Genomic DNA, 19,933 nt, shown 5'->3' with positions numbered 1-19,933 from the left:
CTCAGCCGGTGTAGTACAATTACATAATGTATTACACTGCGGTATTACACACGGCTGAGCGCTATGGATAACCAAGACCACTCTTCTCCCGATTCGCCACTGCGGCGCCAACTGCTGGGCGGCCTGCTGTCGGCCGCCGTGCCGGCGCTGCCGCTGATCCTGCCGTCCAGCGCCCGCGCGGCCGATGCACCGATCCAGGTCGGCGGCCTGCCCGTCACCTGCAATCTGACGCTGCCGGTGGCCTGCATGGCGAAGGCCGCCGCCGCCGGCAAGCCGGGCGCGCTGCCGCGCGGTTTCGAGTACAGCAAGTACAACGGCTGGCCCGAGATCAAGGAATCGCTGATGACGGGCCGCATCCAGGCCGCCTACATGCTGGCGCCGCTGGTGATGGACCTGGCCGACAAGCGCATCCCCGTCAAGATCGTCTCGCTGGGCCACCGTTCGGGCGCCGTCATCATGGTGCGCACCGATTCCGCCTACAAGAAATTCGCCGACCTGCGCGGCAAGCGCATCGCCATTCCAAGCCGCTTCGCGGTGGACTTCCTGTTCCTGCGCAAAATGCTGGCGCGCGAAAAAATGACGCCCAAGGATATCGAGATCGTCGAGATGGCGCCGCCGGACATGCCGGCCGCGCTGTACGCCAAGGCGGTCGACGGCTACTGCACCGGCGAGCCGTTCGGCGCAGCGGCGCAGCGCGCCGGCTATGCGCGGCCGCTGGCGATGACGCGCGACGAATGGCGCAACTACATCTGCTGCGTGCTGACCGTGCGTGAAGAGCTGATCAAGGAAAACCGCCCGCTGGTGCAGGAGCTGGTCAACTTCGTGCAGGCGTCCGGCAACTGGCTCGATTCCGGGCCGGCCAGCCGCGAAAAGGCGGTCACGATCGCCGCCGGCCGCAAGTACTTCAACCAGGATCCAAATGTGCTGCGCTTCGTGATGCAGAACCCGACCGACCGCGTGACCTACGGCGACCTGCGCATGATACGCGCCGAATTCGACGAGTTGATGCAGCTGTCGATCGAAGCCGGCACCATCAAGCACCCTATTCCCTACGAATCCTATGTGGACGAGAGCTTCGTCAAGGCCATCAAACCGGTGGCCATCAACATATGATCAAGACTCTCGTGCTGCTGATGGCGATGGCGGCGACCTCGCTGAGCGCCCATGCCGCCGACACGCTGGGACTGAAAGCCGGCGTATTCGATCCGCCGCGCATGGCGCCCGACTTCACCGTGCGCGGCTCGGACGGCAAGGAGCTGAAACTGAGCCAATACCGCGGCAAGCTGGTGCTGCTGGAATTCGGCTACACCTCCTGCGTCGATGTGTGCCCGGTATCGCTGGCGATGCTGGCCGACGCGCGCAAGCAGCTCGGTGAGCAGGCCGCCCAGCTGCAGGTGATCTATGTGACGGTCGACCCGGAGCGCGATACGCCCGAACGCATGAAGAACTACCTGCGCGCCTTCGACCCGACCTTCATCGGCGCCACCGGCACGCCACAGCAGATGGAGCGTGTGCGCCGGGACTACGGCATCACCGCCACCAAAAAGATGATCGAGGGGAGCAAGACCGATTACGTCGTCGGCCATTCCTCGTATCTGTACTTCGTCGATCGCAAGGGCAACCTGCGCGCGCTGCTGCCGTTCGGCCGCACCGCCGCCGACGTGGTGCATGACACTACACTGCTGCTGAAGAATTGAGTACGCCGCCGCGCCGCCGCTATCGCTGGCCGCTGGCCGGCGCCGCCTTGCTGCTGGCTGCTGCTGCAGCGCTGTGCATCTGGGCCGCGCTGGCGCCGCTCGTCCTGCCCTCGCGCGACGAACTGTTTGAAATCCCCAATGGCACCTGGGCGCGCCGCATGGCCGGCGACAAGGTGGAGATCCTGCCGTCCGAAATCCATCTGACGCAGGGCGCCAACGACGTGCTCCTGCTGCGCAACAAGGACAGCGTGCCACAGATCTTCGGACCGGTGCTGATCATGCCGGGGCAGAGTTTCCGGCTGCCGTTCGAAACCGTCTCCATCAACGACTTCGCCTGCACCGCGCACGCCAGCGGCCAAATGCGCGTGGTGGTGGACGCCATGCCGGCCGCCGGCTGGCCGCGCCTGAAGTGGCGCGCGCTGCGGGCGGCACATTCCCTCAACATGAACTGGACGTTATGGAAAAACTGAAAAAAATCCTGCCGCCGCTGGCGGTGCTGGTCGCGCTGATCGCCCTCTGGTGGGTGGTCGTGGTACAGACCGAAAGCGTGATCTTCCCGACGCCGCTGCAAGTGGTGACCGGCACGCTGGAGCTGGCCGAAGACGGCACGCTGTGGGAGCACATCGGCGCGTCGCTGTTCCGCGTCGGCACCGGCTTCGGCCTGGCGGCGCTGGTCGCCATTCCGATGGGCCTGTGGATGGGGCGCGTGGACGGCGCCTACATCACGCTCAATCCGATCTTCCAGATCCTGCGCCCGATCTCGCCTATCGCCTGGATCCCGCTGGCGATCCTTTGGTTCGGTGTCGGCAACCTGTCGCCGATCTTCCTGATCTTCATCGCCTCCGTGTTCCCGATGATCGTGCAGACGGCCGCCGGCGTGCACACCATCGAACGGCGCTACCTGCGGGCGGCCGAGAACTTCGGCGTGTCGAAGACGGTGCTGTTCCGCCAGGTGATCATCCCGGCGGTGCTGCCGGAGATTATCGTCGGCATGCGCATCTCGCTGGGCGTGGCCTGGCTGGTGGTGGTGGCGGCCGAGATGATCGCGCTGCGCTCCGGCCTGGGCTATCTGATCATGGATTCACGCAACGCCGGCAACCGCTACGACCTGGTCATCGCCGGCATGATCATCATCGGCATCATCGGCCTGATACTGGACGCGGTGATGCGCAAACTCGAAGGCCTCAAATCGGTAAGGTGGCGCTATGGACGCTAAAACTATGGACGCTAAAATCGTCGTCGACAACATCAAGAAAAACTTCAAGGAGCTGCCGGTGGTCGGCGGCGTCAGCCTGGACGTGAAGGATGGCGAATTCGTCGCCATCGTCGGCCCGTCCGGCTGCGGCAAGTCGACGCTGATGAAGATCATCGCCGGCTTCGAGCCGCCGAGCGAAGGCGAGGTGCGCATCGACGGCACGGTGCGGCGCGGCCCGAGCCCCAAGGGCATCTCGATCTCGCAGCATGGCTCGGTGTTCCCGTGGCTGACGGTGCAGCAGAACCTGATGTTCGGCCTGAACGGCGACGGCCACGGCGACAAGGCGGCGCTGGCCGATCACTACGCGGCCATGGTGGGCTTGAAGGGCTTCGAGAACAGCTACCCGCACGAACTGTCGGGCGGCATGCTGAAACGGGTGGAGCTGGCGCGGGCGTTCGTCGTCAAGCCGGAGATCCTGTACATGGACGAGCCGTTCTCCGCGCTGGATGCGTTGATGAACCTGAAGATGCGCACCGAGCTGCTGCGCATCCTTTCAGAGGAACGCCACACGGTGATACTGATCACGCACGACGTGGAAGAAGCGCTGTTCATGGCGGACCGCATCCTGGTGCTGTCGCCGCGTCCGACGAAGATACAGGCGATGTTCGAAGTGCCGCACCCGCACCCGCGCAAGCTGTCCCGCCCCGAGTTCCAGGAAATGAAGGAGCAGATCCTGCGCGAGCTGGGTGTGACTATTTGACCTGCTTGAGCACTTCCAGCACCGCCTCGATCACGGCTTCGGGCTTGTCGGCCTGAATACCGTGGCCGGCGCCGGCCACGATGTGCTGCGTGCCACGCGTGGACAGCGCGGCCATCTCCTTCTGGATCGCGACGTTCTCGTCTTCCATCGCTTTATTCAGCGCGCTTTGCGGCTGGTTCGGCACCGCATACGGACTGACGCCGCGCGTCAGCACCACCAACGGCAGGTCGCCGAGCGGGCGGCGCAAGGCGCGCAATTGTTCGTCGCTATCCTTCATCGCATTCCATTCCGCCACCGTGGTGCGCCAGTAGAGTGGCTTGCGCTCCTGCGCCAGCACCACCGGACCAAGCGCAGGGCCGAAGAAGGTCGACGGATCGCCGATGCAGTTCTTTTGCTGCTGGCTGCCCGCCGCGATGCCCTTGCCTTTGCTGGCAGCAGCCAGGCAGTACTGGTTCTGCTGCTCGACCATGCCGTAGATCTGCTTGATCTTACCATCGGTGGCTTTGTCGAGGCGGCTGGTTTCGTCTTCATGCTGCGCTTCGACCAGCACCAGGCCCTTGACCTCGTCCGGGTAACGGTAAGCGTAGACCTGCACATTGGCGCCGCCGAGCGAATTGCCGACCAGGACATAAGGCGGCTTGACGCCGGCGCCGTCCAGCAGCTTGTGCAAATCCTCGACCACGTTTTCGGAAGTGTTCGGACGCGTGGCCGGATCACTGAAGCCGAAGCCGGCGCGATCGAACACGCAAGCGCGCGCGTGCTTCGCCACTTCCGGCTGCACCTTGAACCACGCCCATCCAGCATCACCGGACGGCGAGTCGAACAACACTGTAGTGGCGCCCTCGCCGCTGCAATGCAAATTCATCTTGCGGCCGCCGACATCGATCAACTGCCGCGGTTTGGCGAAGGCGCGACCGCCATCGCCCTTCGCGGCCGATGCCGCCAATACCGGGGAAACCGCACCGGCGGCAAGCGCCAGCAGTGCAACACGGAACAAAGCTTTAGTCATTCAGATTATCCTTAAAAATTGGGGCAGTCTGTCATTCGGACACGGGGCTCAAGCTTGGCAACTTTACTACAGTTGAGTTCGCGTACGAATGCAGACTTGCCCCCCAGTTTTTAGCGGACGGCGAGCGAGACGCTGGCGGGGAATTGCGGTGCGCGGCGGTGTTTCGTGGCCTGCTCGTACGAGTAGGCCATGCCGATCAGCGCGGCCTCGCTGTAGGCGGCGCCGACGAACGACAAGCCGACCGGCAAGCCATGCACATAGCCGGCCGGCACCGTGATGTGCGGGTAGCCGGCCACCGCCGCCGGCGACGAGAAGCTGCCGCCGAAATGGTCGCCGTTGATGAAGTCGGTCAGCCACGCCGGGCCGCCGGTGGGCGCCACCAGCGCGTCGAGCCGGTGCTCCTTCATGACCTGGTCCAGTCCCTCGGCGCGCGCATAGCGATGGTTGTTGGCCAGCGCCTCGCGGTAGGCCGGCGTGTCCAGGTCGCCTTTCGCCTCCGAACGCTCCAGGTATTCCTGGCCGAAGAACGGCAATTCCTTCTGGTGGTTTCTCTGGTTGAAGGCGATCACGTCGGCCATGCTGGCCACCGGCGCGTCCGGCGCGTATTCCTTCAGGTAGGCGGCCAGGTCGGCCTTGAATTCGTACAGCAGCACTTCGGTTTCGCTGTCGCCGTATTTGCTGGTGTTGGGCACCTCGGTATCGACCAGCACCGCGCCCTGCGCCTTCAGTTCCTGCAGCGCCTTCTCGATCACCGCGTCCAGCTCGTCGTTGCTGCCGAAGAAATTGCGGGCCACGCCGATGCGTTTGCCTTGCAGCGCGCCGGTGCGCAACGCGGCGCGGTAGTCGCCGGCCTTGCCGGCGCCTTCCTGCGTGACCGGGTCCCTCGGGTCCACGCCCGTCATCGCCGCCAGCATCAGCGCGGCGTCGGCCACGCTGCGCGCCATCGGGCCGGCCGTGTCCTGCGAATGCGCGATCGGGATGATGCCGCTGCGGCTGACCAGCCCCAGGGTCGGCTTGATGCCGACCAGGCCGCAGATCGAGGCCGGCGAGACGATCGAGCCGTCGGTCTCGGTGCCGACCGCCAGCGTGGCCAGGCCGGCGGCGATCGCCGCGCCCGAGCCGGAGCTGGAGCCGCTGCAGTTGCGGTCCAGCGAATAGGGATTGAGCGTCAGCCCGCCGCGACCGCTCCAGCCGCTGACCGAGTGCGTCGAGCGCATATTGGCCCACTCGCTCAGGTTGGTCTTGCCGATGATGACGGCGCCGGCCGCGCGCAACTGCGCGGCCACGTGGGCGTCGCGCGCGGCGCGCACGCCGTTCAGCGCCAGCGAGCCGGCGGTGGTGCTCATGCGGTCGCCGGTGGCGATGTTGTCTTTCAGCAGTACCGGGATGCCGTGCAGGGGGCCGCGCACGCGCTTGAGGTTGCGCTCGCGGTCCATCTCCAGCGCGATCTTCAGCGCTTCGGGATTGATTTCAATGATGGCGTTGAGGCGGGGGCCGGACTTGTCGATGGTCTTGATGCGGGCCAGGTATTGCGAGGTCAGCGCGTGCGAGGTCAGCTTGCCGGCCTCCATCATCTGCTGCTGTTCCCACACGCCGGCGTCGAGGATGCCGCCGGTGCCCAGCTTGGCACTCGTGCCCGGCGCCGCCAGCACCCGATTGCCGCCGGCCGCCGCACCCGCCGCCAAGCCGATTCGAACGAAATCCCTGCGATCCATGCCATCCTCGTGAGTGGTTAGTCTCTGATCACCAATAGTCGCAATTTATTGCGTGCCATAAATATATCAGCGTGTTGCAACCTACACCACAAAAATTATTACAAATCGGCAAATAATTACCTATTTCCAATAAAAAAAGCACGCCGGCTTGCGCGAGCGTGCTTTTTTTGCAAGGAAAAGCGATCAGTTACGAACGATACGCTTGTATTCGTTGGTGCGGGTGTCGATTTCGATGACGTCGTCCTGGCTCACGAACAGCGGCACTTGAACGGTGTGCTGCTTGGATTCGATGGCGTTTTCGATCTTGGCTTCTTTCAGGACGTTGCCCGAAGTGTTGCCCTTGACCGCAGGCTCCGAGTACACGACCTGGCGCTGGATGGTGGTCGGCAGTTCGACCGAGATGGCCTTGCCGTCATAGAACACGGCTTCGCATTCCATGCCGTCTTTCAGGTAGCTCAGGGCGTCGCCCAGGTTTTCTTCTTCGATTTCATACTGTTCGTAGTCGGAGTCCATGAACACGTACAGCGGATCGGCGAAGTACGAGTAGGTCACCGGCTTCTTGTCCAGCACGACCACGTCGAACTTGTCGTCGCCGCGGAAGACGTTTTCCATCGGGGTGTTGGTCAGAAGATTCTTCATCTTCCATTTGTACGTGAAGCCCGTGCGGCTCGAACCGTTCACATCGGAACGCAGAACGATCATAGGCTTGCTGTCAACCATGATGATGTTGCCAACACGAATTTCTTTTGCAGGTTTCATAGAGAGTGTACGTAAAAAGTAGGTTGCGTAAAAATCATCTGTCGCCAGGCGGGAAGCCATCAGCTCACGGTTGATCGGGTAAAAATGCGCTAGAGATTAACCCGGCATTATACCGTGCTTTTCCCGCTGCGCCTATCTCAGCGTGGCGGCAAATTGCATCAGGTTGCCGGCCAGATCGCCGTGCGCCAGCATTTGCCGTTCCCACGCGGCGGCGTGCGCGGCCATTTGCGGCATCTGCGCGCGGAAGTCCCGCCACAGCGCGGACCAGCCGGCCGGCTCCCCCGCCGCCGGCGCGCCGTTCCAGCGCAGCGAAAATTCGGCCAGCGCCTCCAGCCCGCCGGCGTAGCGCTGCAGGAAGGCGCGCAGCTTCTTGTGGTGCAGGTCCTCGTCCTGCGGATAGATGTGCCAGACGAAGGGCTTGCCGGCCCACTGCGCGCGCACGAAGGAATCCTCGCCGCGCACGAAGTTCAGGTCGCAGGCCCACAGCAGGCGGTCGTAGTCCGGCTGCGGCACGAACGGCAGCACGCGCAAGGTCAGCGCGCCGTGCGTGGCGCTGGCGCCGGCCACCGGGTCGGCGCCGAGGAAGGCTTGCACCGCTTCGGCCGCGACGCCCTCCGGCACCAGGCAGGTGATGGCTTCGGCGCCGTCGCGCCACACGTCCAGCAGCGCCGACACCGGCGCGTGCGGATAGCAGAACAGCGACACCTTGGTCGACCCCAGTTCGGCCGGCGCGACGCCAAAGCGCGCCAGCGAGGCGGCCATGGCGGCCGGATCGGACTGGAAGCGCAGGCGCTCGGCCTCGAGTTCCGCCTCGCGCAGCAGGCCGCCGGTTTTTTCGGTGAAGCCCGGGAAGAAGAAATGCTTGGTCAGCGGCAGGCGCGGATGCGGCGACGTCAGGCGGTGGCAGCCCTCGACCCACTCTTCCGCCGTCAGCCCTTCGAGGTTGAACCACACCGGGCGCGGCTCGCACAGCGCCATCGCTTCGATATAGCCGGGCGGGATGTCGACCGCAAAGAACTCGATGACGATGTCGGCCACGTCGGCCGGGCTGAACACGCCGTCCTGATCGCGCCAGTGGCGCACCTGGACGCCGTCCACCTGCTGCCTGTCCGCATGGGCATCGACCGCCGGACAGATGCGGCGGAAGCTGGCCAGGTCGTCCACCCACAGCGTGACGGCGAGGCCGTGCTCACGTTGCAGTTGGCGGGCCAGGCGCCAGCAAATGCCGATGTCGCCGTAATTGTCGACGACGCGGCAGAACAGATCGAGGCGGCGGAAAGTCATGGGAACGCTGTGTTGATGGTGAGGCCGGATGATACCTGATTAAGGCATGGGAGCCACCAAGAATACCAAAACTAATCCTCCCGCCTCCCGGTCCAAATTCTTCCAGCGCGGGCGCACACGCCATGGCGGCGCTGGCCAACACCACAAACAAAAGGAGATGTCATGAACGAGTATCAACAATACTACGGACAACAGCAACTGGGCGGCCTGGCGCCGCAGGGTTTCCTGGGCGGCCTGCTGGGCGCGCCGCTGGGAGGCCTGATCGGCCGCGGCATCGGCGGCCTGTTCGGCAATGCCAATCTGGGCAGCCAGATCGGCCAGGCGGCCGGCGGCATCGGTGGTTCTTTCCTGCCGCTGGGCGTGGATCCCGTGACGGCAGCCTATGCACAACAAGCGCAGCAACAACAGCAGCTGCAGCAAGCGCAACTGGCCCCGCAGGGCTGGTTCGGCAACATCATCAAGAGCGTGGCCCAACCGCTGGGCGGCGCCATCGGCGGCGCGTTCGGTAACGCCGGCCTGGGCAACACCATCGGCGGCATTGCCGGCCAGCTTGGCGGCATGCTGCCGTTCTCCGCCGACCCGGTGGCACAGGCCTACGCTCAACAAGCTCAACTACAACAACTTCAGCAACTACAAGGCCTGGCACCGCAGGGCTGGTTCGGCAACATCATCAAGAGCGTGGCCCAACCGCTGGGTGGCGCCATCGGCGGCGCGTTCGGTAACGCCGGCCTGGGCAACACCATCGGCGGCATCGCCGGCCAACTGGGCGGCATGCTGCCGTTCTCCGCCGACCCGGTGGCACAGGCTTACGCTCAACAAGCTCAACTGCAGCAACTACAACAACTTCAACAGGCACAACTGGCTCCGCAGGGCTGGTTCGGCAACATCATCAAGAGCGTGGCCCAACCGCTGGGCGGCGCCATCGGCGGCGCGTTCGGTAACGCCGGCCTGGGCAACACCATCGGCGGCATCGCCGGCCAGCTCGGCGGCATGCTGCCGTTCTCCGCCGACCCGGTGGCGCAGGCCTACGCTCAACAAGCTCAACAGGCTCAACTGCAGCAGGCGCTGGCGCCGCAAGGCTTCTTCAGCAACCTGCTGCACCAGCAGCGTCCTTACGGCGGCGTGATCAGCCCGCCGATCTTCAGTCCCACGCCGACCATCGGCAGCCCCGGCATCGGCAACAGCGGCATCGTCCCGCCGTTGCTGCCGTTCGGTGCCGATCCGGTCACGCAGGCGTACGCCCAGCAACAGGCGCAACTGCAAGGCCTGGCGCCGCAGGGCTGGTTCGGCAACATCATCAAGAGCGTGGCCCAGCCGCTGGGTGGCGCGATCGGCGGCGCGTTCGGTAACGCCGGCCTGGGCAACACCATCGGCGGCATCGCCGGCCAACTGGGCGGCATGCTGCCGTTCGGCGTCGATCCGGTGACGGCGGCCTATGCGCAGCAGCAGGCGCAACTGGCACAGCTGGCACAGCAGACCCAACTGGCCAACGCCGGCAACACAGCCCAGTATGGCGGCCCGCAAACGCTGCACTAAGCCCGGCCCGGGATGATGACGAGGTGGCGCACAGGGCGCCACCCCTGCCCTCCGACGGCTGCGGCCGCGGAGGGCGTTGCACTTTCAAGGAGAACTCCATGACACAAGCGCAAGCCGCGCCGACCATACCGGGCAAAGCACGCTATCTGATCCACGCCCCCGGCGGTGCGCCGCTGACCGACTTCCTGGCGCTGGCCGACGTCGACCCGGAAATTACCGTGGTCGACGTGATCGGCCCGCGCGACAGCCCGCACACGGCCGTCGTTGAAATCAGTCCCGACAAAGCCCGCGTGCTGGCGCTGCATTTCAGCAGCGCCAGCACGCCTTCCCAGCAATTGACGATAGAACCGGACCAGCCGCTGTCGATGTTCGACCGCGCGCAGGCCGACCCGATTTGAAAGGAATACCCATGGCCAAGACTCCCAACGACGGCGCATCGATGTCGTCGGACCCCGCCGCCTCTGGCGGCGAACCCTCCGCCGCGCCGGCTGAAAACGCCGGACGCTCCAGCCGCAGTTCGGCCGCCGGCAGTTCCGGCTCGATCAGCGGATCCGGCGCCGGCGGCAACGAAGCGCGCGCGTCCGCCGATAGCGCCGGCGATGCCCCCAGCGGCGCCGGCCGTGTGGTCGGCGCCCGCAAAAAACAATTCGTCATCGCCCCGCGCCAGATAGAAGGCTTGCAGACCTTGGGCCTGCAGCCGCTGCAGTTCTCGGCGCTGGAACAGGCGCTGCGCAGCAGCAAGGATATCGAGGTGGTCGACACGGTCGGCCCGAAATCCGTGCTGGGCGCGCTGGCCGACGGCATGGGCGGCAGCCAGGGCGTCCTGGTGGCGCGCATGACGGAACAGAAAGCGGCCGTGCTGCATCAGCAAGGCCAGGGCCGCCTGCTGGTCGAACGCGACCAGCACCTGGCGCTGATGGAACCGTCGCTGATGCGCCAGCCCTCGCTGGTGACCGGCGTGACGCCGACCATGGGCGGCGGTCCGGTGCTGAACGCCTCCATCAGCGTGACCGGCAAGGACGGCGTGCCGCTGGCCGACGCCGAAGTGTCGCTGTTCGGCAGCATGCTGCCGGCCAGCGGCGTGACCGACGCCAACGGCCGGGTCACGCTGACCTTGTTCGGCGAAACGCCCGAATCGGTGAGCGGCCTGTACGTCAAGCCCAAGGCCGACTACTGGAGCTTCTACCAGCGCGATCCCGACATCAGCACCGACGAGGCCAATGTGGTGGTGCTGCGCGCGCTGTCGGACTGGCCGGCGCTGGCGGGCTTCCCGCGCCAGCGCGCCTACGGCTGGGGCCAGAAGGCGATGCGGCTGGACCAGCTGCCCGGCAATTATCGGGGCCAGGGCATCAAGATCGCCATCATCGACTCGGGCGCCGCCACCACACATGACAACCTGCGCGGCATCCGGGCCGGCTTCGACGTGCTGAACAAGAAAACCAATCCCGAGGGCTGGGACCAGGACACGCTGGGCCATGGCTCGCACTGCGCCGGCGTGATCGCGGCGGCCGACATCGCGTCCGGCATCCGCGGCTTCGCGCCGGAGGCGGAAGTGCACGCCTGCAAGCTGTTCCCCGGCGGCCAGGTCAGCCAGCTGATCGACGCGCTGGAGTACTGCATCGACAAGCAGATCGACGTCGTCAACCTGAGCCTGGGCGGGGCCGAGGTGTCGGAGGCGCTGGAGCAGCAGATCGTGCGCGCCAAGCGGGCCGGCATCGCCTGCATCGTGGCGGCCGGCAATTCGGGCGGCGCGGTGCAGTATCCGGCGTCGTCGCCGAATGTGCTGGCGGTGGCGGCGGTCGGCAAGCTCGACGAGTTCCCGGCCGACAGCTACCACGCGCAGACGCTGGACCAGAACGTCGACGCCTACGGCTTTTTCACCGCCAAGTTCAGCTGCTTCGGACCGCAGGTGGCGGTGTGCGCGCCGGGCGTGGCGATCACGTCCTGCGTGCCGCCGAATAATTTCGCGGCCTGGGACGGCACCTCGATGGCGACCCCGCACGTGACGGGACTGGCCGCGCTGACGCTGGCGCACCACCCGGACTTCCAGACCCCGCAGTACAAGGTGCGCGGCGCCGAGCGTGTCGAGCGCTTGTTCCAGATCATCCGCGCCAGCGCGCACCGTGTCAGCCTGGCCGACCAGAGCCGCACCGGTTACGGCTTGCCGGATGTGCTGGTGGCGGTCGGCCTGCAGGCGCAGGCGGTACAACAGCCGGCGCAAGCCGTGGCGCCGCAGCAGGCCGGCGTGATGGCGCCGATGTCGGCGACGACGCTGGGGTCTCAGTTGGGCGCGCAGTTGGGAAGCCAGCTGGGCAGTCAATTCGGCGGCAATATGGCCGGCTTGATGGGCGGCGGCGCGGTCTACGATCCGCTGGGGCTGGACGTGGCGAGGTCGCAGATGGCCTACGGCTCGCAATGGCCGCAGCTGCATGTGGGCCGCTGGCCGATACCGGCGCCCTACAATCCCATCATGTGGTGATCCCGCGGCACCAGCCCTGAAATGCAAAAAGCCGCTCAAAGCGGCTTTTTGCATGTTTGGCGTCCCCAGGGGGATTCGAACCCCCGTACTCACCGTGAAAGGGTGATGTCCTAGGCCTCTAGACGATGGGGACAGAAATCTGTCCGAGTTACTGACCTTGCTGGAAAAATCCTGGCGTCCCCAGGGGGATTCGAACCCCCGTACTCACCGTGAAAGGGTGATGTCCTAGGCCTCTAGACGATGGGGACTTTTCCAAGGCGCGAATCATAGCAGTGAAATTCGCCGAAGGCAATACCAAGCCGTTGTTTTTACAGGAAAAACCCGAAACATTGGCCGTCACACAACGAATGGGCAACAAAAAAGCCGCTCGAGGCGGCTTTTGCAATCCTGGCGTCCCCAGGGGGATTCGAACCCCCGTACTCACCGTGAAAGGGTGATGTCCTAGGCCTCTAGACGATGGGGACATGTCGGTGCTCTCTGCGCTAATGGTGGAGGTAAGCGGGATCGAACCGCTGACCTCTTGCATGCCATGCAAGCGCTCTCCCAGCTGAGCTATACCCCCCGGGCGCAGAAAGTCTTCTGTCGTACTACGTTCACTGCACTACTGTTTCGTCAGCTGGCAAGGCTGGCGTCCCCAGGGGGATTCGAACCCCCGTACTCACCGTGAAAGGGTGATGTCCTAGGCCTCTAGACGATGGGGACCTTGGCACTACGGTTACTGCGTCGTTTCTGCGCGATGGTGGAGGTAAGCGGGATCGAACCGCTGACCTCTTGCATGCCATGCAAGCGCTCTCCCAGCTGAGCTATACCCCCCGGGCGCAAAAACATTTTTACTGCTTGCCATCGCTGGCGTCCCCAGGGGGATTCGAACCCCCGTACTCACCGTGAAAGGGTGATGTCCTAGGCCTCTAGACGATGGGGACCCTGGAACTACGGCACTACAAATCTCTGCAAACTGGTGGAGGTAAGCGGGATCGAACCGCTGACCTCTTGCATGCCATGCAAGCGCTCTCCCAGCTGAGCTATACCCCCGTTTGCGCGAGAGACAAGATTATAGCAGGGATGCCGTACTATGCAAATACCCTTTTGCAACTTTGCACAGGGATCAATTCACTATTACAAAAACTTCGCCAGACGCGCAACGATGGTCTCGCGGCCGAAGATCTGCAGCACCGCATCGATGGCCGGCGTTTGCAATTGGCCGGTGACGATCAGGCGCAGCGGCATGGCGATTTGCGGCATCTTCAGCGTGTTCGCGGCCAGCACTTCCTTGATCATCGCGGCCAACGCTTCCTTGCTCCATTCCACCGTCTTGCAGCGGTCGGCAAACTGCGCCAGCGCCGGCTTGACGGCGTCGGTCAGGTGCTGGGCCAGCAGCGCGGCGTCCGGCTGCGGTTCGCGGTAGAACAGCATCGCCGCATCGGCCAGTTCATTGACGGTATTGACGCGCTCCTTCATCAACGCCAGCACGGCCGGCAGAGCCGGCGCGCCGTCGAACATGGCGCCGACGGCCAGCATGCGCGGCTTGGCCAAAGCGGCCAGGCGCTCGTTGTCGGCCTGCTTGATATAGTGGTTGTTGAGCCAGTTCAGTTTTTCGATATTGAACTGGGCCGCCGAGTTCGACAGGTGGGTGCCGTCGAACCATGCGATCACCTGCTCCATCGAGAACACTTCGTCGTCGCCGTGGCTCCAGCCCAGGCGCGCCAGGTAATTCAGGATCGCTTCCGGCAGATAGCCCTGCGCCGGGTAGTCCATGACGTTGACCGCGTCCTTGCGCTTGGACATTTTCTGGCCGTCGGCGCCCAGTATCATCGGCAGGTGGCCGTACAGCGGCAGCGGCGCGCCGATCGCGCGCAGGATGTTGATCTGGCGCGGCGTATTGTTAACGTGGTCGTCGCCGCGCAGCACGTGGCTGATCTGCATGTCCCAGTCGTCGACGGCCACGCAGAAGTTATAGGTCGGCGTGCCGTCCGGACGGGCGATGACCAGGTCGTCCAGTTCCTTGTTGCCGATGGTGATGGTGCCCTTGACGAAGTCGTCCCAGGTCACTTCGCCGTCAAGCGGGTTCTTGAAACGCACGACCGGCTTGCGGCCTTCGGGAATGGCCGGCAGGGTCTTGCCCGGCTCCGGGCGCCAGGTGCCGTCGTAGCGCGGCTTCTCGCCCGCCTCGCGCATGCGCTCGCGCATCGCCTCGACCTCTTCCGGCGACGAGTAGCAATGGTAGGCGGTGCCCGCCTCCAGCATCTGCGCCACCACTTCGCGGTAGCGGTCCATGCGCTGCATCTGGTAGAACGGGCCTTCGTCGTGGCTCAGGCCCAGCCATTCCATGCCTTCGATGATGGCCTGCACAGCCTCCGGGGTCGAGCGCTCCAGGTCGGTGTCTTCGATGCGCAGCACGAAGGTGCCGCCGAAGTGACGGGCGTAGGCCCAGGAGTACAGCGCCGTGCGGGCGCCGCCGAGGTGGAGGTAGCCGGTCGGGCTGGGTGCGAAACGGGTGCGGACTGGCTTGGCTGTTGCAATAGTCATCGAAGTAGGAATGCAGTGTGTAAAAGAAGCTATTTTACCGCGTCGGCGAGTCCTTGGCGCTCGAAGCCGGCACGGAAGCGCTCTTCCGCGTCGGCCCGGGTGTTAATTTCAAACAGCAGGCCGCCCGGCGCCTCGCAAAAGAAGCGCGAGCCGCGCTCGTGATGGAACACATCGGTTCTCATCGTCACGCCCGCCTCCTTGAACTGGCGGTGCAATGCGCGCAGGTCTTCGACGGCGGGCAATTCAAAGCCAAGGTGAAAGTTGTGCGGCCAGGCGACGGCGCGCTCGCGGGCGTCTTCAATGATGATGTCGAAGCCGGCCCGCTTGAGCGCCGTGAAGGCGCCGTGACGTTCGGCCGTGCAGCCCAATTGGTCCACGAAGAAAGCAGTGGTGGCGGCGACGTCGTTCGATGGGAAGCTGAGATGGTTGAATTTCATGGTGTTTCTCCTGTTGTGAAGACAACAGAATACGGCCCGAAAACAGCGCCATCAACTCGCTTTCCGGCGCCGCCGCGCAACAGGAAAACCGCTGAACAAACAGGGACTTAGGCGCCGGGGAAGGTGGTGGCGACAGGTTTGCTCACATTTGGCGTGGCGCGGCGTCCAGATAGCCGAAGACGGCGGCGCCGACGCGGTACGCCAGGTCGTCCACGTCGCGCTCGCCGCGGCCGCCGGCCGAATCGGTCATGCCGCGCATCATCGCCAGCAGATCGGCGGCGGCAAGGTCCCTGCGCTGTTCGTCTTGCAAGTGACCGGGGCCGCCAGGCTTGCCCAGTATTTCCTTGAGCAGCGCGCGGAAGCGGAACTTGCCGCTGAGCGCGGCGCGGATTTCGGGACGGTCTTCCTGCTGGTCCAGCAACAGCGCCAGCTGCGGCCGGGCCAGTTGCTGGCGCGCGGTGACGCCGATGAAAGCGGTGAGCGCCTCGCGGAAGGCGGGGAGCTCCAGCGTGGCGCTTGCCGCGTCATGAAAGGCGCGGTCCTCGCGCAGCAGCAGCGCCAGGGTCAAGGCATCCTTGCTGGGAAAATATTGGTACAGCGAACCGACGCTGGCGCCGGCCCGGCGCGCCACCGCGTTGGTGTTGAAGCCCTCCAGCCCGTCCTCCTCCAGCACCAGCGCGGCCGCCTCCAGCAGCGCGTCGACCGTGTGGACAGCGCGGCGCTGGCGCGGGGCTTTGCGGATGCGGAGCGCGTCGGGCTGCATTGCCCTTACTTGACGGTGACCTTGATCGACTTGCTCATGCCCGGGCCGTAGGACTGGTGCAGGCCGTTGGCGAACTGCATCGACAAGGTATAGGTGCCCGGCGCTAGCTTGACTTCGGTCTCGGTCTGGCCCTTGCCGAAGTGAATGTGGGTTTCGTCTGCGGGGATCACCTCGCCGGCCTTGACCGGCGTGGCGTTGATCAGCAGGTGGTGGTGGCCGGTGTTGGCCGTCATGTCGCCGGCCGGCTTGACTTCCATGCCGCTGACGGCGAACTTGACCTTGAACGGGCTGCTGACGGTGGCGCCGTCCGCCGGTTCGACGAACGATACCGACTGCTGGGCGAACGCGCTGGCGCTAACGGCGAGGAAGGCCGCGACCACTACTGATTTCAATTTCATATTGAATCTCCGGGGTTAGTCGTTCTTGATAACGATGCTGGGGAACTTGCTGGTCATATCCTTGGCCTTCTCCGAGACCTGCACCGCGATCTTGCGGGCGATATCCTTGTAGATGGCGGCGACCTGGCCGTCCGGCTCCGCAACCACGGTCGGCTTGCCGGAATCGGCCTGCTCGCGGATCGCCATGGTCAGCGGCAAGGCGCCGAGGAACTCGACGTTGAAATCCTTGCACATCTTCGCGCCGCCGCCGGCGCCGAAGATTTCCTCCGCGTGGCCGCAGTTCGAGCAGATATGGGTGCTCATGTTTTCCACGATGCCGAGGATCGGAATGCCGACCTTCTCGAACATCTTCAAACCCTTGCGCGCGTCCAGCAGCGCGATGTCCTGCGGCGTGGTGACGATGACGGCGCCGGTGACCGGCACTTTCTGCGACAAGGTCAGCTGGATGTCGCCGGTGCCGGGCGGCATGTCGACGATCAGGTAATCGAGGTCGCGCCAGTTGGTCTGCTCCAGCAGCTGCTGCAGCGCCTGCGTGACCATCGGGCCGCGCCACACCATAGGCTCGTCCGGGTCGATCAGGAAGCCGATCGACGATACCTGAACGCCGTGGTTTTCCAGCGGCTCCATGGTCTTGCCGTCCTTGGTTTCCGGCCGGCCGCTGACGCCCAGCATCATCGGTTGCGACGGGCCGTAGATGTCGGCGTCCAGCAGGCCGACCGAGGCGCCCTCGGCGGCCAGCGCCAGCGCCAGGTTGACGGCCGTGGTCGACTTGCCGACGCCACCCTTGCCGGAGGCGACGGCGATGATGTTCTTCACGTTCGGCATCAGCTTGAGGCCGCGCTGCACGGTGTGCGAAATGATCTTGCTCGTGACATTGACGCTGACGTTGCCGACGCCCGGCAACGCGCGCAGGCCGGCGATCACGCTGGCGCGAACGGCGTCGAACTGGCTCCTGGCGGGATAGCCCAGCTCGATATCGAGCGAGACGGCGTCGCCTTCCACCTTCAAATTCTTCACGGCCTTGCCGCTGACATAGTCTTTTGTTGTATTTGGATCAATAATTTGGGACAGCGCGGCTTTGACGTCTTCTACTGTGATGCTCATGTAACTCTCCGTAAAATGTGCCCTCATTCTAGCGCATAGTGCGCGCTTGCCGCTTCCACTGTTAAAATGCTCTTTTTCCACCCACAAAGTGCATCAACCATGACCCGCAAGCTGTTTGTCACCACTGCCCTGCCCTACGCAAATGCCGCTTTCCATATTGGCCACATGATGGAGTACATCCAGGCCGACATCTGGGTCCGGTATCAGCGAATGCAGCGCGACGGCGACGCGCGACGCGTGGTGCACTTTGTCGGCGCCGACGACACCCACGGCACGCCGATCATGATCGCCGCCGAAAAGGAAGGCATCACGCCGCAGGAATTCGTGGCCAAGATCGCCGCCGGCCGCGCCCAGTACCTGGACGGTTTCCATATCGCCTTTGACAATTGGTACTCGACCGATTCGCCGGAAAACGTCGAGTTGTCGCAGGGCATCTACCGCAAGCTGCGCGACAACGGCCTGATCCAGACCAAGATCGTGCCGCGCTTCTACGACCCGGTCAAAGGCATGTTCCTGGCCGACCGCAACATCAAGGGCGAGTGCCCGGTGTGCCACGCCAAGGACCAGTACGGCGACAACTGCGAAGTGTGCGGCGCGGCCTACCAGCCGACCGAACTGATCAACCCGTTCTCGGTGTTCACCAACGCCACGCCCATCCTCAAGGATTCGGAGCAGTACTTCTTCAAGCTGTCCGACCCGCGCTGCTACCAGTTCCTCAAGGACTGGCTGAACACGCCGGGCCGCCTGCAGCCGGAGATGGTCAACAAGGTGTCCGAGTGGCTGGGCGAAGCCGGCGAAAAGCTGGCCGACTGGGACATCTCGCGCGACGCGCCCTACTTCGGCATCCCGATTCCCGACGCGCCGGGCAAGTTCTTCTACGTCTGGCTGGACGCGCCGGTCGGCTACCTGGCCAGCCTGAAGAACTACTGCGAAAAGCAGGGCATCGACTACGAGGCGCTGCTGAAGGATCCGGCCACCGAGCAGATCCACTTCATCGGCAAGGATATCGTGTCCTTCCACCTGCTGTTCTGGCCGGCGATGCTGAACTTCGCCAACCACCCGGTGATCGACAAGCTCAAGGTCAACGTGCACGGCCACCTGACCGTCAACAACGAGAAGATGTCGAAGTCGCGCGGCACCGGCATCTCGCCGCTGCGCTACCTGAACCTGGGCATGAACCCGGAATGGCTGCGCTACTACATCGCCTTCAAGCTGAACTCGAAAGTGGAAGACCTGGACTTCACCGGCGACGATTTCGTGGCCCGTGTCAACAGCGACTTGATCGGCAAGTACGTCAACATCGCTTCGCGCTGCGCCGGTTTCATCGCCAAGAAGTTCGACGGCAAGCTGGCCACCTCGCTGTCCGAGGGGGCGCAGGGCTGGATCAAGCGCGCGCTGGTCACCGCTGAAGGCGTCGAACGCCAGGCCAGCATCTCGGCCAACTTCGATGCGCGCGAATACGGCAAGGCGCTGCGCGAGATCATGGAAATCGCCGACATCACCAACCAGTATGTCGACGAGAACAAACCGTGGATACTGGCCAAGGACGAGGCCAAGCTGCCCGAGCTGCACGACGTCTGCACCACCGCGCTGATCCTGTTCCGCCAGCTGACCATCCTGCTGTCGCCGGTGCTGCCGGGCGTTGCCGCCAATGTCGCCAAGTTCCTCAACGACGAGCAGCTGATGTGGGCCGATACCGATGTGGCCAGCGGCGCCGTCTCGGCCGCGATGCTGGGCCGTACCATCGGCGCCTACTCGCACCTGATGACCCGCGTCGACGCCAAGATGATCGAAGACCTGTTCGACGCCCCATCGCAGCAGGCGGCCGCCACAGCGGCCCCGGCTCCCGCAGCCAAGGCCGCCAAGCCTGCCGCCGTGGCCGCGGTGCCGGCCGCGCCGATGCCGGAAGGCGTGGAAGAACTGGCGCCGCAGATCAGTATCGATGACTTCGTCAAGATCGACCTGCGCGTGGCCAAGATCGTCAACTGCGAGCACGTCGACGGTTCCGACAAGCTGCTGCGGCTGACCTTGGACGTCGGCGAAGGCCGCTTGCGCAACGTCTTCTCCGGCATCAAATCGATGTACCAGCCGGAAGACCTGGTCGGCAAGCTGACCGTGATGGTGGCCAACCTGGCGCCACGCAAGATGAAGTTCGGCGTGTCCGAAGGCATGGTGCTGGCCGGTTCGGCCAAGGACGAAAAAGCCAACCCTGGCATCTACATCCTCAATCCGTGGCCGGGCGCTGAGCCTGGCATGCGTATCCGCTAAGGG

Annotated in this window: 17 protein-coding genes, 8 tRNA genes and 1 pseudogene; 9 read left to right on the top strand and 17 right to left on the bottom strand. The window is 64.5% G+C overall.

The annotated features are described in order from the left end of the window. Nucleotides 1-63 precede the first annotated feature (63 nt). Genes ABWW33_RS17650 through ABWW33_RS17630 form a run of 5 tightly spaced genes read left to right on the top strand, consistent with a single transcriptional unit; the run spans nucleotide 64 to nucleotide 3,652 of the window. Nucleotides 64-1,113 (top strand): ABC transporter substrate-binding protein, encoded by a 1,050-nt coding sequence (locus tag ABWW33_RS17650; RefSeq protein ID WP_353403033.1) that lies wholly within the window; start codon nucleotides 64-66, stop codon nucleotides 1,111-1,113. After that, complete coding sequence (locus ABWW33_RS17645; protein WP_353403032.1) at nucleotides 1,110-1,697, top strand: SCO family protein; 588 nt, start codon at nucleotides 1,110-1,112, stop codon at nucleotides 1,695-1,697. The genes ABWW33_RS17650 and ABWW33_RS17645 overlap by 4 nt, the downstream gene beginning before the upstream one ends. Further along, on the top strand, nucleotides 1,694-2,167 hold the full coding sequence (locus ABWW33_RS17640; protein WP_353403031.1) for a cupredoxin domain-containing protein: 474 nt from the start codon (nucleotides 1,694-1,696) through the stop codon (nucleotides 2,165-2,167). Before ABWW33_RS17645 ends, ABWW33_RS17640 begins: the two co-directional genes overlap by 4 nt. Continuing rightward, the gene (locus ABWW33_RS17635) at nucleotides 2,155-2,913 is read left to right on the top strand and encodes an ABC transporter permease (protein WP_353403030.1); all 759 of its coding nucleotides are present in this window, start codon (nucleotides 2,155-2,157) and stop codon (nucleotides 2,911-2,913) included. Before ABWW33_RS17640 ends, ABWW33_RS17635 begins: the two co-directional genes overlap by 13 nt. Next, complete coding sequence (locus ABWW33_RS17630; RefSeq protein WP_176651650.1) at nucleotides 2,903-3,652, top strand: ABC transporter ATP-binding protein; 750 nt, start codon at nucleotides 2,903-2,905, stop codon at nucleotides 3,650-3,652. Before ABWW33_RS17635 ends, ABWW33_RS17630 begins: the two co-directional genes overlap by 11 nt. Here ABWW33_RS17630 and ABWW33_RS17625 read toward each other — a convergent pair. The 4 genes from ABWW33_RS17625 to earP form a co-directional block, all read right to left on the bottom strand. Then, nucleotides 3,645-4,661: an alpha/beta fold hydrolase gene (locus ABWW33_RS17625; RefSeq protein WP_353403029.1), complete on the bottom strand. Its 1,017-nt coding sequence runs from the start codon at nucleotides 4,659-4,661 to the stop codon at nucleotides 3,645-3,647. The two genes, ABWW33_RS17630 and ABWW33_RS17625, sit on opposite strands and share 8 nt — an antisense overlap. 110 nt (nucleotides 4,662-4,771) lie before the next feature. Further along, nucleotides 4,772-6,376 (bottom strand): amidase, encoded by a 1,605-nt coding sequence (locus tag ABWW33_RS17620; protein ID WP_353403028.1) that lies wholly within the window; start codon nucleotides 6,374-6,376, stop codon nucleotides 4,772-4,774. A 183-nt stretch (nucleotides 6,377-6,559) separates the two neighbouring features. Beyond that, a complete protein-coding gene (locus ABWW33_RS17615; protein WP_176651652.1) occupies nucleotides 6,560-7,135 on the bottom strand; it encodes an elongation factor P in 576 nt (191 codons plus the stop codon). 132 nt (nucleotides 7,136-7,267) lie between these two features. Next, nucleotides 7,268-8,419 carry an elongation factor P maturation arginine rhamnosyltransferase EarP gene (gene earP / locus ABWW33_RS17610; protein ID WP_353403027.1) on the bottom strand — a complete coding sequence of 384 codons (1,152 nt, stop codon included), beginning with the start codon at nucleotides 8,417-8,419 and terminating at the stop codon, nucleotides 7,268-7,270. A gap of 162 nt (nucleotides 8,420-8,581) precedes the next feature. Here earP and ABWW33_RS17605 point away from each other — a divergent pair, with 162 nt between their 5' ends. From ABWW33_RS17605 to ABWW33_RS17595, 3 genes are all read left to right on the top strand, one after another. Beyond that, nucleotides 8,582-9,955 (top strand): hypothetical protein, encoded by a 1,374-nt coding sequence (locus ABWW33_RS17605; protein WP_353403026.1) that lies wholly within the window; start codon nucleotides 8,582-8,584, stop codon nucleotides 9,953-9,955. Nucleotides 9,956-10,053: 98 nt separating this feature from the next. Further along, nucleotides 10,054-10,353, top strand: a complete 300-nt coding sequence (locus ABWW33_RS17600) for a hypothetical protein (protein WP_353403025.1) — start codon at nucleotides 10,054-10,056, stop codon at nucleotides 10,351-10,353. 11 nt (nucleotides 10,354-10,364) lie between these two features. Further along, entirely contained in the window at nucleotides 10,365-12,434 is a 2,070-nt protein-coding gene (locus tag ABWW33_RS17595; RefSeq protein WP_353403024.1) for a S8 family serine peptidase, read from the top strand. Nucleotides 12,435-12,491: 57 nt separating this feature from the next. Here the strand turns inward: ABWW33_RS17595 and ABWW33_RS17590 are convergent. The 13 genes from ABWW33_RS17590 to apbC form a co-directional block, all read right to left on the bottom strand. Beyond that, a tRNA-Glu gene (locus tag ABWW33_RS17590) sits at nucleotides 12,492-12,567 on the bottom strand. Between the two features lie 39 nt (nucleotides 12,568-12,606). Continuing rightward, nucleotides 12,607-12,682 (bottom strand) — tRNA-Glu (locus tag ABWW33_RS17585). 140 nt (nucleotides 12,683-12,822) lie between these two features. Next, nucleotides 12,823-12,898, bottom strand: a tRNA-Glu gene (locus ABWW33_RS17580). A 22-nt stretch (nucleotides 12,899-12,920) separates the two neighbouring features. Beyond that, a tRNA-Ala gene (locus tag ABWW33_RS17575) sits at nucleotides 12,921-12,996 on the bottom strand. Nucleotides 12,997-13,060: 64 nt separating this feature from the next. Then, nucleotides 13,061-13,136, bottom strand: a tRNA-Glu gene (locus ABWW33_RS17570). Between the two features lie 35 nt (nucleotides 13,137-13,171). Further along, a tRNA-Ala gene (locus ABWW33_RS17565) sits at nucleotides 13,172-13,247 on the bottom strand. 34 nt (nucleotides 13,248-13,281) lie between these two features. Further along, a tRNA-Glu gene (locus ABWW33_RS17560) sits at nucleotides 13,282-13,357 on the bottom strand. Nucleotides 13,358-13,390: 33 nt separating this feature from the next. Beyond that, a tRNA-Ala gene (locus tag ABWW33_RS17555) sits at nucleotides 13,391-13,466 on the bottom strand. An 84-nt stretch (nucleotides 13,467-13,550) separates the two neighbouring features. Beyond that, nucleotides 13,551-14,960 (bottom strand): glutamate--tRNA ligase, encoded by a 1,410-nt coding sequence (gene gltX / locus ABWW33_RS17550; protein ID WP_353403023.1) that lies wholly within the window; start codon nucleotides 14,958-14,960, stop codon nucleotides 13,551-13,553. Nucleotides 14,961-14,989: 29 nt separating this feature from the next. Beyond that, the gene (locus tag ABWW33_RS17545; RefSeq protein WP_353403022.1) at nucleotides 14,990-15,397 is read right to left on the bottom strand and encodes a VOC family protein; all 408 of its coding nucleotides are present in this window, start codon (nucleotides 15,395-15,397) and stop codon (nucleotides 14,990-14,992) included. A 142-nt stretch (nucleotides 15,398-15,539) separates the two neighbouring features. Beyond that, nucleotides 15,540-16,160 (bottom strand): TetR/AcrR family transcriptional regulator, encoded by a 621-nt coding sequence (locus tag ABWW33_RS17540; RefSeq protein ID WP_353403021.1) that lies wholly within the window; start codon nucleotides 16,158-16,160, stop codon nucleotides 15,540-15,542. Nucleotides 16,161-16,165: 5 nt separating this feature from the next. Beyond that, nucleotides 16,166-16,558 carry a DUF4399 domain-containing protein gene (locus ABWW33_RS17535; protein ID WP_176651659.1) on the bottom strand — a complete coding sequence of 131 codons (393 nt, stop codon included), beginning with the start codon at nucleotides 16,556-16,558 and terminating at the stop codon, nucleotides 16,166-16,168. Nucleotides 16,559-16,573: 15 nt separating this feature from the next. Then, on the bottom strand, nucleotides 16,574-17,689 hold the full coding sequence (gene apbC, locus ABWW33_RS17530; protein WP_353403020.1) for an iron-sulfur cluster carrier protein ApbC: 1,116 nt from the start codon (nucleotides 17,687-17,689) through the stop codon (nucleotides 16,574-16,576). A 15-nt stretch (nucleotides 17,690-17,704) separates the two neighbouring features. On the opposite strand from apbC, the pseudogene metG reads away from it, so the two are divergent. Continuing rightward, nucleotides 17,705-19,930 (top strand): annotated as a pseudogene (gene metG, locus ABWW33_RS17525) (methionine--tRNA ligase); the annotation flags it as partial. Between the last annotated feature and the right edge of the window lie 3 nt (nucleotides 19,931-19,933).

Origin of the sequence: Duganella hordei, from assembly GCF_040369125.1 — a bacterium.
Classification (GTDB): domain Bacteria; phylum Pseudomonadota; class Gammaproteobacteria; order Burkholderiales; family Burkholderiaceae_D; genus Rugamonas; species Rugamonas hordei.
This window is presented reverse-complemented; position numbering and strand designations above follow the sequence as displayed.

Coding starts and splice junctions, on each gene's coding strand:
- ABWW33_RS17650 (WP_353403033.1), top strand. CDS start 64: ATGGATAACCAAGACCACTCTTCTCCCGATTCGCCACTGCGGCGCCAA.
- ABWW33_RS17645 (WP_353403032.1), top strand. CDS start 1,110: ATGATCAAGACTCTCGTGCTGCTGATGGCGATGGCGGCGACCTCGCTG.
- ABWW33_RS17635 (WP_353403030.1), top strand. CDS start 2,155: ATGGAAAAACTGAAAAAAATCCTGCCGCCGCTGGCGGTGCTGGTCGCG.
- ABWW33_RS17630 (WP_176651650.1), top strand. CDS start 2,903: ATGGACGCTAAAACTATGGACGCTAAAATCGTCGTCGACAACATCAAG.
- ABWW33_RS17625 (WP_353403029.1), bottom strand. CDS start 4,661: ATGACTAAAGCTTTGTTCCGTGTTGCACTGCTGGCGCTTGCCGCCGGT.
- ABWW33_RS17620 (WP_353403028.1), bottom strand. CDS start 6,376: ATGGATCGCAGGGATTTCGTTCGAATCGGCTTGGCGGCGGGTGCGGCG.
- ABWW33_RS17615 (WP_176651652.1), bottom strand. CDS start 7,135: ATGAAACCTGCAAAAGAAATTCGTGTTGGCAACATCATCATGGTTGAC.
- earP (WP_353403027.1), bottom strand. CDS start 8,419: ATGACTTTCCGCCGCCTCGATCTGTTCTGCCGCGTCGTCGACAATTAC.
- ABWW33_RS17605 (WP_353403026.1), top strand. CDS start 8,582: ATGAACGAGTATCAACAATACTACGGACAACAGCAACTGGGCGGCCTG.
- ABWW33_RS17600 (WP_353403025.1), top strand. CDS start 10,054: ATGACACAAGCGCAAGCCGCGCCGACCATACCGGGCAAAGCACGCTAT.
- ABWW33_RS17595 (WP_353403024.1), top strand. CDS start 10,365: ATGGCCAAGACTCCCAACGACGGCGCATCGATGTCGTCGGACCCCGCC.
- gltX (WP_353403023.1), bottom strand. CDS start 14,960: ATGACTATTGCAACAGCCAAGCCAGTCCGCACCCGTTTCGCACCCAGC.
- ABWW33_RS17545 (WP_353403022.1), bottom strand. CDS start 15,397: ATGAAATTCAACCATCTCAGCTTCCCATCGAACGACGTCGCCGCCACC.
- ABWW33_RS17540 (WP_353403021.1), bottom strand. CDS start 16,160: ATGCAGCCCGACGCGCTCCGCATCCGCAAAGCCCCGCGCCAGCGCCGC.
- ABWW33_RS17535 (WP_176651659.1), bottom strand. CDS start 16,558: ATGAAATTGAAATCAGTAGTGGTCGCGGCCTTCCTCGCCGTTAGCGCC.
- apbC (WP_353403020.1), bottom strand. CDS start 17,689: ATGAGGGCACATTTTACGGAGAGTTACATGAGCATCACAGTAGAAGAC.